The sequence below is a fragment of the Ruegeria sp. AF5 genome (genome assembly GCF_056541905.1).
Genome location: NZ_JBQFYZ010000002.1, coordinates 90459 through 102189 on the forward strand (window position 1 = coordinate 90459; position 11731 = coordinate 102189).

The 11731-nt window shown below is 56.7% G+C and carries 16 protein-coding genes; 7 read left to right on the plus strand and 9 right to left on the minus strand.

The genetic code is table 11. The annotated features are described in order from the left end of the window. The first annotated feature begins 72 nt into the window (after positions 1-72). A complete protein-coding gene (locus ACR0DS_RS03925) occupies positions 73-570 on the plus strand; it encodes a MarR family winged helix-turn-helix transcriptional regulator (RefSeq protein ID WP_480484207.1) in 498 nt (165 codons plus the stop codon). On the opposite strand, the gene ACR0DS_RS03930 is transcribed toward ACR0DS_RS03925, so the two are convergent. From ACR0DS_RS03930 to ACR0DS_RS03940, 3 genes are read right to left on the minus strand one after another with little or no spacing between them, the layout of a single operon-like run. Continuing rightward, the gene (locus tag ACR0DS_RS03930; RefSeq protein WP_480504601.1) at positions 571-1284 is read right to left on the minus strand and encodes a DUF1194 domain-containing protein; all 714 of its coding nucleotides are present in this window, start codon (positions 1282-1284) and stop codon (positions 571-573) included. Continuing rightward, positions 1281-1982, minus strand: coding sequence for a DUF1194 domain-containing protein (locus tag ACR0DS_RS03935; protein WP_480484205.1), 702 nt, complete (start codon positions 1980-1982; stop codon positions 1281-1283). The genes ACR0DS_RS03930 and ACR0DS_RS03935 overlap by 4 nt, the downstream gene beginning before the upstream one ends. Further along, on the minus strand, positions 1979-2407 hold the full coding sequence (locus ACR0DS_RS03940) for a VOC family protein (RefSeq protein ID WP_209503395.1): 429 nt from the start codon (positions 2405-2407) through the stop codon (positions 1979-1981). The genes ACR0DS_RS03935 and ACR0DS_RS03940 overlap by 4 nt, the downstream gene beginning before the upstream one ends. A gap of 176 nt (positions 2408-2583) precedes the next feature. Between ACR0DS_RS03940 and thyX the strand changes: the two genes are divergently transcribed. Together thyX and ACR0DS_RS03950 are read left to right on the plus strand one after the other, a co-directional pair. Beyond that, positions 2584-3492 carry an FAD-dependent thymidylate synthase gene (gene thyX / locus ACR0DS_RS03945; protein ID WP_480558250.1) on the plus strand — a complete coding sequence of 303 codons (909 nt, stop codon included), beginning with the start codon at positions 2584-2586 and terminating at the stop codon, positions 3490-3492. Between the two features lie 61 nt (positions 3493-3553). Further along, positions 3554-3862 (plus strand): hypothetical protein, encoded by a 309-nt coding sequence (locus ACR0DS_RS03950; RefSeq protein ID WP_480484203.1) that lies wholly within the window; start codon positions 3554-3556, stop codon positions 3860-3862. Between the two features lie 84 nt (positions 3863-3946). Here ACR0DS_RS03950 and ACR0DS_RS03955 read toward each other — a convergent pair whose 3' ends face one another. Next, the gene (locus ACR0DS_RS03955; protein ID WP_008758035.1) at positions 3947-4153 is read right to left on the minus strand and encodes a cold-shock protein; all 207 of its coding nucleotides are present in this window, start codon (positions 4151-4153) and stop codon (positions 3947-3949) included. Positions 4154-4367: 214 nt separating this feature from the next. Between ACR0DS_RS03955 and ACR0DS_RS03960 the strand changes: the two genes are divergently transcribed. Next, the gene (locus ACR0DS_RS03960) at positions 4368-4685 is read left to right on the plus strand and encodes an ArsC/Spx/MgsR family protein (protein ID WP_480484202.1); all 318 of its coding nucleotides are present in this window, start codon (positions 4368-4370) and stop codon (positions 4683-4685) included. A 41-nt stretch (positions 4686-4726) separates the two neighbouring features. Beyond that, positions 4727-5095: a hypothetical protein gene (locus tag ACR0DS_RS03965; protein ID WP_480558248.1), complete on the plus strand. Its 369-nt coding sequence runs from the start codon at positions 4727-4729 to the stop codon at positions 5093-5095. Position 5096: 1 nt separating this feature from the next. Here ACR0DS_RS03965 and ACR0DS_RS03970 read toward each other — a convergent pair whose 3' ends face one another. The 5 genes from ACR0DS_RS03970 to thrS form a co-directional block, all read right to left on the minus strand. Beyond that, complete coding sequence (locus ACR0DS_RS03970; RefSeq protein ID WP_480504609.1) at positions 5097-5615, minus strand: DoxX family protein; 519 nt, start codon at positions 5613-5615, stop codon at positions 5097-5099. Then, entirely contained in the window at positions 5612-6373 is a 762-nt protein-coding gene (locus ACR0DS_RS03975) for an HvfC/BufC family peptide modification chaperone (protein WP_480484200.1), read from the minus strand. The genes ACR0DS_RS03970 and ACR0DS_RS03975 overlap by 4 nt, the downstream gene beginning before the upstream one ends. Beyond that, positions 6370-7227, minus strand: a complete 858-nt coding sequence (bufB, locus tag ACR0DS_RS03980; RefSeq protein ID WP_480484199.1) for an MNIO family bufferin maturase — start codon at positions 7225-7227, stop codon at positions 6370-6372. The genes ACR0DS_RS03975 and bufB overlap by 4 nt, the downstream gene beginning before the upstream one ends. A gap of 72 nt (positions 7228-7299) precedes the next feature. Beyond that, positions 7300-7602 (minus strand): BufA1 family periplasmic bufferin-type metallophore, encoded by a 303-nt coding sequence (locus ACR0DS_RS03985; protein WP_209503410.1) that lies wholly within the window; start codon positions 7600-7602, stop codon positions 7300-7302. A 221-nt stretch (positions 7603-7823) separates the two neighbouring features. Then, complete coding sequence (thrS, locus tag ACR0DS_RS03990) at positions 7824-9782, minus strand: threonine--tRNA ligase (protein WP_480558246.1); 1959 nt, start codon at positions 9780-9782, stop codon at positions 7824-7826. Positions 9783-9976: 194 nt separating this feature from the next. Here thrS and ACR0DS_RS03995 point away from each other — a divergent pair, with 194 nt between their 5' ends. Both ACR0DS_RS03995 and ACR0DS_RS04000 read left to right on the plus strand, forming a co-directional pair. Beyond that, positions 9977-10726, plus strand: a complete 750-nt coding sequence (locus ACR0DS_RS03995) for an alpha/beta fold hydrolase (protein WP_480558244.1) — start codon at positions 9977-9979, stop codon at positions 10724-10726. Beyond that, on the plus strand, positions 10726-11718 hold the full coding sequence (locus ACR0DS_RS04000; RefSeq protein ID WP_480558242.1) for an alpha/beta hydrolase: 993 nt from the start codon (positions 10726-10728) through the stop codon (positions 11716-11718). The genes ACR0DS_RS03995 and ACR0DS_RS04000 overlap by 1 nt, the downstream gene beginning before the upstream one ends. Positions 11719-11731 lie beyond the last annotated feature (13 nt).

Consider the following 11731-nt stretch of genomic DNA (forward strand, 5'->3'; position numbering starts at 1 on the left):
GTTCCGCTTAACCGATTTTTCGGATTTTCGGTTCATCGTGTGTCAAACAGCGCGACTGAATCGGAGGGTCGGATGAGTATGGAAATGCAGGTCTCCACGCCAGAGACCAAGGGTTTCATAACCAGCTATCTTGAGGCGCTGGCCCTGGTGGAGCGACTGCACCGGTTGTTGCTTGATGTCATCAAGGACGAGTTTGAGCGCGTCGGCGTATTGGAAATCAATGCGGTTCAGGCGTTGTTGCTGTTCAATATCGGTGATCACGAAGTCACGGCAGGCGAACTGAAAAGCCGTGGGTACTATCAGGGCAGCAATGTCAGCTATAACCTCAAGAAACTGGTTGAGATGGGCTATATGCACCACCAAAGATGCGAGATTGATCGCCGTTCAGTTCGCGTGCGCCTGACGCCGCAAGGCAGGGAAATCCGCAATATCGTGTCCAAGCTGTTTGCACGTCACGCCGAAGGCCTGCAAGGCAGGGGGGTGCTTGGGCTTGAAGGCATCGAAGATATCACCAGTTCGCTGCGTCGCGTTGAACGGTACTGGACGGATCAGATAAGGTATATCTATTGATCAGTGGCGGGCGTCAGACAGGACAAGACTGTCCAGCTCACGAAGAAGTTTGCGGGTCATGGCCTCTTCATACGCCTCAAAGCCCAGCGCCACTTCTACGAACGCGTTTGGCCCCAAAATGACCCAGGCTGAATAATAAGCTGAAAGTTCACCCACCTGAACATATCTCCGATCACCTTCCTTCGGATCGTCAGCGCCGATCACCAGCCCGTTAATCGTGATCCCGCCATGTCGTAAACTGGCTTTCACATCTCGTGGATGCGGTCCAAGGTTATGTTTACCATCCCCGGACAGATCCAGCGTACGGCGCCAGCATCCCCTTTGCTGATCAAGCAGGGAAGAGCCAAATAACATGGCCGACCCTACCGCCGTTCCCTGCGGTGCTGTGCTGCGCGAGGTCCGGACCAAACGATCACTGATTGCGATCAGGTCGGCGGGGGACCGTACTTCTGTCCACTCCAACAGCATCCGTTCATGTCCCCGCTCGCTCCATTCGAAGATCGCCAGACGTAAGGAGGTTGCGCCGTCCGACAACATCAGCTGGCTGACCTCGGGGCGGCTCAGGGCCGACGCCAGCCCGTCCAGTTGCAGCCTGTATTCCCGGCTGTCCACCGAACCCGACACATCCAGCCCCAGCGCAAGGGCCTGCCGGCATTCGCCAAAGGCAGGTCCTGATATCAGGCAAGCCAGAAAGACGATCACCTGACGTATCATGGGCCTTCATTCCGTAATGCACCGATTTGCAGACCGCTCAGTTCCCGTTTCAGTTTCTTTCGCATGGCGCGCTCGAAATCTTCAAACCCGGTGGCAATTTCCAAAAAGGCGCCGGGCCCGTGCAGGACGTTATTTTCGAAGAAAGGGATCAAGAACAGCTCTCCCTCGAAATCCGCCGCGTTGATCACAAGCCCATTCACGACAGTGTTTTGGAAGGGAAAGTGCCGATAGGCGATCTGCGGCCCATAGCCATCGTTGTTCGTGCCGTCGCCGGACAGGTCAATGGTTTGAAACAAGCATTGCGGCGCTTGCTCCATAAGACTTGCACCGTATGCCAACGCATAGCCCATAGCTGTTGCCGATCCGCCGTCAGATCGGACGGATTGGCTGACCTGGCTGGATGCGAACAGCAGATCACCAACGTCATCGATCATTGTCCAGTTCAGGACGACATTTTGGGTTGAGCGGCCACTCCACTCATATACCGCCAGGGCAACGGGCATCGGTGAAGAAAAGAAGGCCTCTTGCACTTCGGGTGCAATCAAGGCGGCGGCTAACCCCTGCCGTTGCAACACATCTTCGGCCTCATCGACTGAAACGGAAATATCCATCGCCAAGGCCAGCGCCAAGCGACATTGCTCGGCCTTGACAGGGCTGGCCTGAACGACCAGCCCAAACGCTATCAGCCAACGGATCACCAGTGACCACTGCTCTCCATGCTGGCCCAGGGTTCGGCTGGTTCAAGTGCTTCGCCATTCTGCAGAAGCTCAACCGAGATATTGTCGGGCGATCGAACGAAAGCCATGCGACCATCCCTTGGCGGGCGATTGATCGTAACGCCGTTGTTCTGAAGATGTTGGCAAACCTCGTAGATATTATCGACACCGTAGGCCAAATGGCCGAAGTGACGGCTGTCGGCGGGCAACTCATCATCGCCGTCCCAATTGTACGTCAACTCGATCGGCGCGTCTTCTTGTCCCGGAGGGGCCATGAAGATCAGAGAAAATCGCCCGGCTTCACTGTCATACCGGCGTGTTTCTTTCAGACCCAGAAGCTCGTAAAACGCCATGGATTTTTCCAGATCCTTCACGCGGACCATGGTGTGAAGATATTTCAGCGCCATTTCGGCCATCCTTTTTCGACTCACATTGCCAAGAGCTTAGCGCTCCGCCTCGATGTGTCGATAGAGCCCTCAGCAGCAATTTGTTTTTTGCGTCCGCTGCGGCATATATCGCGGTTCCTGTGCCGGGATCGGCGATATATAGTAGCAGGCGACTCATTGCCAGAAAGGAAGATTCGATGCCGCTGTCCCCTGACCAACAGGCCGAGATCGACGCGCAACGCGCGCAATCGCATCCCACGCGTCGAGTTGTCTCGGCGGGAATGGAAGACCACCTGTACACGGCGCATCAGGTTCTGGATCATGGCTTTGTCCGCGTGATCGACTATATGGGGGACGATGCCGCCATCTGTCAGGCTGCGCGCGTTTCATATGGCACAGGCACCAAATCCGTTCAGAATGACGAGGGGTTGATCCGGTATCTGATGCGGCACTGGCATTCCACGCCATTCGAAATGTGCGAAGTCAAATTGCATGTGAAATTGCCTGTGTTCGTGGCGCGGCAGTGGATCCGGCACCGGACCGCCAATGTGAATGAATACTCGGCACGGTATTCAATTCTGGATCGCGAGTTCTATATCCCAGCCCTAGAACATGTGGCGGCACAGTCCGAAGTGAACAATCAGGGCCGTGGGGCAACGTTGGAAGGTGAAGAGGCCGCGCGCGTATTGGAAACCCTCAAGGCCGACAGCACGCGGTGCTATGACAATTACGAGTCCATGATCAGCCAGGACGGGCAGCAGGGGCTAGCACGTGAACTGGCCCGCATGAACCTACCCGCAAACGTTTATACGCAATGGTATTGGAAGGTGGATCTGCATAATCTGTTCCACTTCCTGCGCCTGCGGGCCGATCCGCATGCTCAGTATGAAATCCGCGTTTATGCCGAGGCGATGTGCAAGATCGTCGCTGATTGGGTGCCGTTTGCGTATAAGGCGTTCGAGGATTACCGGCTGGGTGCGGTGAACCTGTCTGCCCAGATGGTCGAAAGCCTGCAACGCATGCTGGCAGGAGAGGCGGTCACGCAAGAAAACTCGGGGATGACAGCGCGCGAATGGCGTGAGTTCGAGGCGATCATTCGCAAATAGAGCTGACGAGCTGCATAGCTTTTGTCTATACGTGTCGTCATGGAATTGTTACACTTGTTCCATGGCCCGCATTTTGCATTTTGCTCTGTTATGTCTGTTTTTTGGTCTCGCCTTGCCTGCGCAGGCCAAGTCCCCCATAGCTGAGGTTTTGTGCGAACCGACGCTCCGGTTGCACCAGAAACTGGAAAGGCAGTTCGGTGCGCGGCGCGTGGCATCGGGTGTTCGCGGGCCGGAACAGATTATGGAAGTCTGGGCAAGTCAGCACGGGGACTGGACCATGGTTGTCACCTACGCGACAGGCACATCCTGCATCGTTGCCATGGGCGAAAACTGGAATACCCACGCCGACGCCAAGCCCGCGCGAGGGTAATGGAACGAAACCGGTGGGGGATGGATAACGGCCGGAAATTGGCCGTCATCCTTAATGATCAACCGCGTGTTTAGCGGGATGTCGTTACAGTGGTTTCAAATCAGCTGCCATTTGGCGGCCGTCGCGTCCGTCCTGCAACTCGTACGAAACTTTTTGGTTGTCTGCGAGTCCGGTGAGGCCGGACCGTTCTACGGCCGAGATATGTACAAACACATCTTTGCCCCCTTCGTCAGGGGCAATAAATCCATAGCCTTTAGTGGTATTGAACCATTTCACGGTGCCGGTTGGCATGTCCCGTGTCTCCTTCTACTTACGCATTGTCCCACAAATTGGTGGGGGCTGTGGTCAGCGTCACCACGAAAAAGTTGTTTTGGCACTGGCTGAACAGTCCAATTCGTGTGTTTCGCCTTTTTCAACATTGCACGGTGAAGTAAAAAATCAAGAATAACCGCAAGAAGCGGGCAAGATTGCTTAAAATCAAAGCATGGGCAGGAGCGTCAAAGACATGCAGCTTTATGGATTGAAAAACTGTGACACCTGTCGCAAGGCATTGAAATCGCTGCCAGACGTCAAATTTTCTGATGTACGCAGCGACGGTGTGCCGGGTTCGGTGCTGTCACGGGCCTTTGCCGAGTTCGGCAATGACTTGCTTAATACCAGATCGACGACATGGCGCGGATTGGACGAAACCCAGCGTGCCAAGCCCCCTTTGGAGCTTTTGAAAGAGCACCCGACCCTGATGAAACGCCCATTGATCGAAGTCGATGGCAGGCTGTTGTTGGGTTGGACAGCTGAAACCCGTGCTCAGCTTGGCATTTCCTGAACGGGTGCTTATCTGCGTGAAAGCTACAATGAGGGTTTTCAATGCGTAATGCCGCAATGTTATTGGGTGTAATCGCCGGGTTGATCGGAATGATCGTCGGGTTCTTCGGCTATGCAAAGGTGGTCGTGGTTGACCATGTCGGCGAGATTGACGGAGTTCTAAGCCAGGTCGACAATCCTGATCTGGTGCAAACCATTTCGATTATCGCGCCCTTGCTGGCAATCGCGGGCGGGGCCATGGCACCAGCGCGCGCGTTGATTGGCGGGGTCTTGTTGCTGGGGTCAGCGGCTGCGATGTACTACGCCTTTGGTTTTGGTGTTTTCACCATGTTCCCGATCACATTTGCCGGGATCGCCGGGATACTTGGGCTGGCCGCGGGAAAACCGGACCAGCCCAAGGCACATTTCTAAGTTACTTAAGGCGAAGGATCCGGTCGAGCGAGATCGGCCCTGCGCCGTTGATGACGATCACCAGCATCAGGAAGGTCCACATCGTGCGCTGATCCATCAGGGACGGCGCCGCGTCGAACAGGCTGCCCAGTTTCACGCCATGGCCGGTGACGTCGACAAGAGTCTGTACCCAGATAAAACCGATCATGCCCAAAGCCGCCAGACGCGAGAACAGTCCAACCAGAAGAAGGGTCGGAAGAACAAATTCGGCAATTGTTCCCATGAAGATGACGATGCGTTGGAAGAACGTCATTTGGGAGACGTCATACAGAACAGCCTCCGCCGCTTTGGGGAATATCTGACCAAATGCACCTGCCGAAGGCGAAAAGATCGATCCGTCGATCTTCAGCATGGCTGAGTTCCAGTAATAAACCAGAAGAACCGCAACAAAGACCAGCCGTGCCAGCGTAGGGGTCAACCAGCCAGAGGCAAGGTCCAGTTTTCCCATGGTGTTATTGTAGGTTGAGATCAAAGCAGTCATGTCTCGGGCCTTTCGATAGTCACAGAGGTTATTGCACCGCCCTGCAACAGCAGTGCCAGAGTGGTTCCAAGATCAAATTCAGGCAGTTTGGCAGTCGTTTTTTCATATGCGTCACCGATTGTGTCGCCGTTCTGCATACAGGCGATCCAGTCTGCACCACCCGCCGGAAGTGGATTGGGTGTGGGATCGAACTCTGCGCGTGTGATCAACACGTCCTCTGCACCGGCATTCGGTTTCGGTGCGTTCTCTTCGCTGTTAAATCGCCAGATCGCGAAAATTGGCCAATCCGAGCGGATCACCTGCATGGCCGGTGCAAACTGCAACCGGGCCTGCATGACCTGTTCGGGTTCGACGGCTAGAACATCTGCCGGTGCAGGTTCGCTGTCGGCGGCGTGGTAGGACTTGCGCAAGGCAATCTCCAACCGGGCCACGTCCGGCAGGTATCCAAGATGGGCAAGTTGGGGCATTCCTGCCAGAAAATCAGGAAACGCCTCGCCATAAAACATCATCAGCGGAGAGGAGGGCGGGTGCTGACGCAGGAAAATCCCGGCCAACCCATCCATGTTCTGCGCCCCTAGCAATTTGGCAATCACAGGAAACGCCTGATGCATCGCTTCGGTCAGCGACACCGCAACGTTGTTGCGGTAAACGCTGAATCTGCGACCGGCCGGTCGCGCACCGCCGTCCAGCAATCCACCGGGAACGGGCGCTGACGCATCCATCATGGCCGCGCGGAATTCAGATTGAGAAACGCTCATACCGGTATCCGGTCCAATGCGGTTTGCGCGCGAATGGCCTCATCCCGCAGAACGGGCCAATCAGGCACATCAGTGTCCCATTCGATCAGAACGGGTTTTGGCCCCGAACGCTCCAGCACATAATCCAGCAGGGCCCACACCGGATCGACCACTTCACGTCCGTGACTGTCGATTAGCAGCGGATGACCGTGATCGTCTTCATCCTCATCATGGCCGCCAAGGTGGATTTCCGACACCTTTTCAATCGGATAGGCGTCAATATAGCCTTGTGGTGAGAAATCCAGATTGGTCGCCGAGACAAAGACATTGTTTACGTCCAGCAACAAGCCGCAACCGGTGCGCTTGGCAATCTCCCTCAGGAAATCAGGTTCGGACCAGGTGCTTTCCTCGAAGGCCAGATAGCTGGACGGGTTTTCCAGCAGCATCTGACGCCCGACGGTGTCCTGCACCTGATCGATATGTTCACAAACCCGCGTAAGAGTTTCGTCGGTATAGGGCAGGGGCAGCAGATCGTTGTAGAAATGGCTGTCATGGGTAGACCAGGCCAAATGTTCGGAAAAGCTTGCAGGGTTCAGCCAGCCGACCAGGTGTTTCAACCGGGCCAAATGATCGGAGTCCAGCGCGCCTTCACCACCAATGGACAGGCCAACGCCATGGACCGAGATTGGGAACTTTTCGGAAAGGTGGCGCAGTTGCGCCAAGGGTCGCCCGCCGTCGCCCATATAATTCTCGGCATGGATTTCCAACCATGCGACGGGCTGTGCGTGTTCAAGTATCTGAGCGAAGTGTTGCGGCTTGTAACCAACGCCCGGCGCTGCGGGCAGGCGGTTTGACCGGCAGGTGTCATCCAACATGGGCCAGTTCCTTGATCACGAAAGGGAAAGGGCGGGCGATGGTGCCCGCCCCTTGAAATCGTCAGGCCAGTCTTATGCCGGCAGGTCGCGGTCCAGTGCTTCCAGCGAACCTTTGCGCGGTGTGCCGTTTGCTTCCGCAGGCAATTCGATGTCGGCGCAGGTGCCTGCGTCAACCAAGGTCCATGCGTTGCCCTGATAATCAACGGTCGAGGTGCCCGCGCAGGTGGTGCCGGGGCCTGCGGCACAGTCGTTCTGACCGGCCAGCGATACGCCATAGCACTTTTCTTTTGCCTGTGCGCTTGCTGTGGTTGCGACACCCGATACGGCGGCTGCGACTGCGGTTGCGATAACCAGGGACTTAGCTGTGTTCGACATCTCGGTAATCCTCTTGATGACTGGGTATGTCTGCTTGTGACAATGACAAAGGTAGTGGCTTGGTGGGCAGAGTTGAATTCACGAGCCCGTGTCTCACAAGCGCGTCATGGGGCGGCCTGCCCCCTTGCAGCGTAATACACTGTTTTTGATGAAGAAAGGGTGAAATGTTACAATCCGACCCCTTAGTAGGGGTCGGATTTTTTTGGAAATGGTGCTGTTTGTTACAGCAGATCTGGCGGGGTGGCGGCGTGTGCCAGCTCTTTTGTTACAACATCAAGCGGTTGTACCTGGGTCTGTTTTTCACCCAGTCGCCGCACGCTTACGGTGCGTTCGTCAACTTCGCGGTGACCGACGGCCAGAATTACAGGTACTTTGCCGACCGAATGCTCACGGACCTTATAGTTGATCTTTTCATTGCGGATGTCGGCCTCGGCCCGCACACCCGCAGCACGCAGGGTTTCGACCACTTCGGTGACATAGTCGTCCGCGTCGGACGTGATGGACGCGACGACGACCTGACGCGGGGCCAGCCAGAACGGCAATTTGCCTGCGTGTTCCTCGATCAAGATACCGATGAAGCGTTCGAACGAACCAAGTGTTGCGCGGTGCAGCATGACCGGGCGGTGCTTGGCCCCGTCGGCGCCGATATAGGTGGCATCCAGCCGTTCGGGCAGAACGAAATCGACCTGGAAGGTGCCGCATTGCCAGTCACGCCCGATGGCGTCCGTCAGCACGAATTCCAGTTTCGGACCATAGAATGCACCTTCGCCCGGGTTCAGTTCCGGTTCGATCCCGGCGGCACGGGTGGCGGACAAAAGCGCCGCTTCGGCCTTGTCCCAGACATCGTCCGATCCGGCGCGGGTTTCGGGACGGTCTGAGAACTTCACCGAAAAATCCTCGAATCCCAGATCCTTGTAGATCACACTGAGGAAACGGATGAATTCGGCGGTCTCCGCCTCGATCTGTTCTTCGGTTGAAAAGATGTGGGCGTCGTCCTGCGTGAACCCACGCACCCGCATGATGCCATGCAACGCGCCAGAGGGTTCGTACCGGTTGCACGACCCGAACTCGGCCATGCGCAGCGGCAGGTCGCGATAGGATTTCAGGCCTTGCTTGAAAATCTCGACATGGCAGGGGCAGTTCATCGGTTTGAGCGCGTTAACGGCCTTTTCACGGGCATGTTCCTCGTCCACTTCGACGATGAACATGTTCTCCTGATACTTGTCCCAGTGGCCTGAACGTTCCCACAGTTTGCGGTCAACGACTTGCGGCGTGTTTACCTCGACATACCCACCCTTGCGCTGCTGACGGCGCATGTAATCCTGCAACTGGGTGTAGATGGACCAGCCATTGGGGTGCCAGAAGATCTGACCGGGGGCTTCTTCCTGCATGTGAAACAGGTCCATCTCGCGGCCCAGTTTGCGGTGGTCGCGCTTTGCGGCCTCTTCCAGCATATGCAGGTGGTCTTTCAGCTTTTCCTTGCCGGTGAAGGCCACGCCGTAGATGCGTTGCAGCATCGCGCGGTTGCTGTCGCCGCGCCAATAGGCACCGGCGATAGACATCAGCTTGAACGCATCACCGGGAACCTGACCGGTATGTTGCAGATGCGGACCGCGGCACAAATCCTGCCAGTGGCCGTGCCAGTACATGCGCAACGGCTCATCCCCGGGAATGGCTTCGATCAGCTCAACCTTGTAGGGCTCGTTATTGGCCTTGTAGAACTCGATGGCCCGCTCGCGGTCCCAAACCTCGGTGGTGACAGGATCGCGCTTGTTGATGATCTCTTTCATCTTTTTCTCGATGAGGCCAAGATCTTCGGGCGTGAACGGTTCTTCCCGGTCGAAGTCATAATACCAGCCGTTTTCGATAACGGGGCCGATGGTGACCTTGGTCGCAGGCCAGATTTCCTGCACGGCGCGGGCCATGATGTGGGCCAGATCGTGGCGGATCAGTTCGTTGGCCTGCGCGTCATCCTTCATGGTGTGTATGGCAATCTGTGCATCGGCTTCGATCGGCCATTGCAGGTCCCAGTGTTTGCCGTCAACGGTGGCTGAGATGGCCTTTTTGGCCAGCGAACTTGAAATATCGGCAGCCACCTGCGCAGGTGTAACCCCTGCGTCATAGGAACGTGCATTGCCATCTGGGAAAGTGAGAGAGACGGATTTTGAATCCAGGGCCATGTCGGCTCTCCTCGTCGGTTTGGCGCCCACTGAACGCCCGGTTGCGGGTTATTTGCGTCTGGCTGATGTGGCAGGTGCAGCAATTCCTGTCAAGGGTCGCAGGGTACGGTCACTGACGCCACGACACCCCGAATTCGGGAATTGCGACCAACGGGCTGCCGTGCATGATGTTCCCCAAAGCATAAGAGGGTTTCATGGCGGCGACGGATATTCTGGAAACAGCACAAGGGCGAAAACTGGCCTATCACAAAACCGAAGGCTCAGGGCCGACCCTGGTTTTTCTGGGTGGGCTTATGTCGGATATGGAAGGCACCAAGGCAGTCCATCTGGAAGCTTGGGCGCAGGCGCGGGGGCGGGCCTTTTTGCGGTTTGATTATTCCGGTCATGGCGAAAGCTCTGGCGCGTTCAAGGATGGCTGCATTGGGGATTGGCATGAGGACACTGTCGCTGCGGTCGATGCCTTGACCAAAGGGCCGCTGATCGTTGTCGGCTCGTCCATGGGGGGGTGGCAGGCGCTTTTGCTGGCCAAGGCCCTGCCGGACCGGATCGCAGGTATGGTCACGATCGCCGCCGCGCCGGATTTCACGGAAGATGGCTATTGGGCATCCTTCACCGATGACCAGAAAGCCGCCCTGGAAACTGTCGGGCATGTCGAGTTGCCGTCCGATTACATGGAACCTTACATCGTCACCAAACGGATGATCGAAGATGGGCGGCAGCGCCTTGTACTGCGCGACACGTTGAACCTGCCGTTCAAGGTTCGTTTCCTACAGGGAACAGCGGATACAGCCGTTTCGACTGAAACGGCCGTTAGGTTGCTGGACCACGCAACAGGGCCGGACATGCAGCTTCTTTTGGTCAAGGATGCCGATCACAGGTTCTCGGACGATGCATGTCTTGGCTTGATCGAGGCGGCGGTTCTGGATGTGTTGGGAGACGCGTGATGCGGCGTTTGGGATGGCTTCTGGGGCGCTTGTTCCTTGCGTTTATTGTCATCGGCGGCCTTATCTACTGGTTTGGTCCGCGCGAAGAGGTGAACCTGAGCCCAAGCTTTGATCCGCGCAAGTTCGGTGAGGGCGTACAGGTTTATTTCGAAAGCACCGAAGCCGCGTTTGACGATATCGTTCCGGGTGTCGAAAAACGAGTGATCTGGCAGGATGGCTTTAACGAACGGCGCACCCCGTATTCCGTTCTTTACATCCATGGCTTTTCAGCAAGTTCCGAGGAAATCCGGCCAGTGCCGGACCTTGTGGCAGACGCGCTGGGGGCCAATCTGGTTTACACACGCCTGCAAGGTCATGGGCGAACCGGATCAGCCATGGCGGAAGGCACTGCCTCGGGCTGGATGCAGGACACCGCCGAGGGATTGGCGGCCGCGCGTGCTGTTGGGGACAAGGTGATCGTAATCTCAACTTCGACCGGTGCGACGCTTGCAGCCGCCGCCGCTTTGGATGCCAGCCTCAGCGAAGATGTTGTCGGCATGGTCTTTGTCTCTCCGAATTTCGGGGTCAACACGGCCGCGGCATGGATTCCCACTTTGCCATGGGCGAGGGATTGGTTACCGGTCCTGATGGGGGACGAACGCGATGTATCGGGGCCAGACCCGGAAAAGAACAAATATTGGTCTACGGTCTATCCGTGGGAATCGGTCGTGCCGATGTCCGTTCTGGTCGAAAAAGTCTATGCGCTGGATTTCTCGAACGCCTTGGTGCCCGTGCTGTTCTGGTTCTCGGACAACGATCAGGTGGTGCGCCCTGACCGCACACACGAGGTCGCCGAAGCGTGGGGTGCGCCAGCATCCGTCAAACTGGTGACAATGGCCCCCGAGGATGATCCGTCATCTCATGTCATAGCTGGCCGCCTGATGTCGCCAGGGCAGACCGGCGCGGCTGTGGCCGGTATTCTGGATTGGCTAAAAGGGCTGGGGGTGGAATGACGGCGGCCTCGGG

Coding starts and splice junctions, on each gene's coding strand:
- ACR0DS_RS03925 (WP_480484207.1), top strand. CDS start 73: ATGAGTATGGAAATGCAGGTCTCCACGCCAGAGACCAAGGGTTTCATA.
- ACR0DS_RS03930 (WP_480504601.1), bottom strand. CDS start 1,284: ATGATACGTCAGGTGATCGTCTTTCTGGCTTGCCTGATATCAGGACCT.
- ACR0DS_RS03940 (WP_209503395.1), bottom strand. CDS start 2,407: ATGGCGCTGAAATATCTTCACACCATGGTCCGCGTGAAGGATCTGGAA.
- thyX (WP_480558250.1), top strand. CDS start 2,584: ATGCCGCTGTCCCCTGACCAACAGGCCGAGATCGACGCGCAACGCGCG.
- ACR0DS_RS03950 (WP_480484203.1), top strand. CDS start 3,554: ATGGCCCGCATTTTGCATTTTGCTCTGTTATGTCTGTTTTTTGGTCTC.
- ACR0DS_RS03955 (WP_008758035.1), bottom strand. CDS start 4,153: ATGCCAACCGGCACCGTGAAATGGTTCAATACCACTAAAGGCTATGGA.
- ACR0DS_RS03960 (WP_480484202.1), top strand. CDS start 4,368: ATGCAGCTTTATGGATTGAAAAACTGTGACACCTGTCGCAAGGCATTG.
- ACR0DS_RS03965 (WP_480558248.1), top strand. CDS start 4,727: ATGCGTAATGCCGCAATGTTATTGGGTGTAATCGCCGGGTTGATCGGA.
- ACR0DS_RS03970 (WP_480504609.1), bottom strand. CDS start 5,615: ATGACTGCTTTGATCTCAACCTACAATAACACCATGGGAAAACTGGAC.
- ACR0DS_RS03975 (WP_480484200.1), bottom strand. CDS start 6,373: ATGAGCGTTTCTCAATCTGAATTCCGCGCGGCCATGATGGATGCGTCA.
- bufB (WP_480484199.1), bottom strand. CDS start 7,227: ATGTTGGATGACACCTGCCGGTCAAACCGCCTGCCCGCAGCGCCGGGC.
- ACR0DS_RS03985 (WP_209503410.1), bottom strand. CDS start 7,602: ATGTCGAACACAGCTAAGTCCCTGGTTATCGCAACCGCAGTCGCAGCC.
- thrS (WP_480558246.1), bottom strand. CDS start 9,782: ATGGCCCTGGATTCAAAATCCGTCTCTCTCACTTTCCCAGATGGCAAT.
- ACR0DS_RS03995 (WP_480558244.1), top strand. CDS start 9,977: ATGGCGGCGACGGATATTCTGGAAACAGCACAAGGGCGAAAACTGGCC.
- ACR0DS_RS04000 (WP_480558242.1), top strand. CDS start 10,726: ATGCGGCGTTTGGGATGGCTTCTGGGGCGCTTGTTCCTTGCGTTTATT.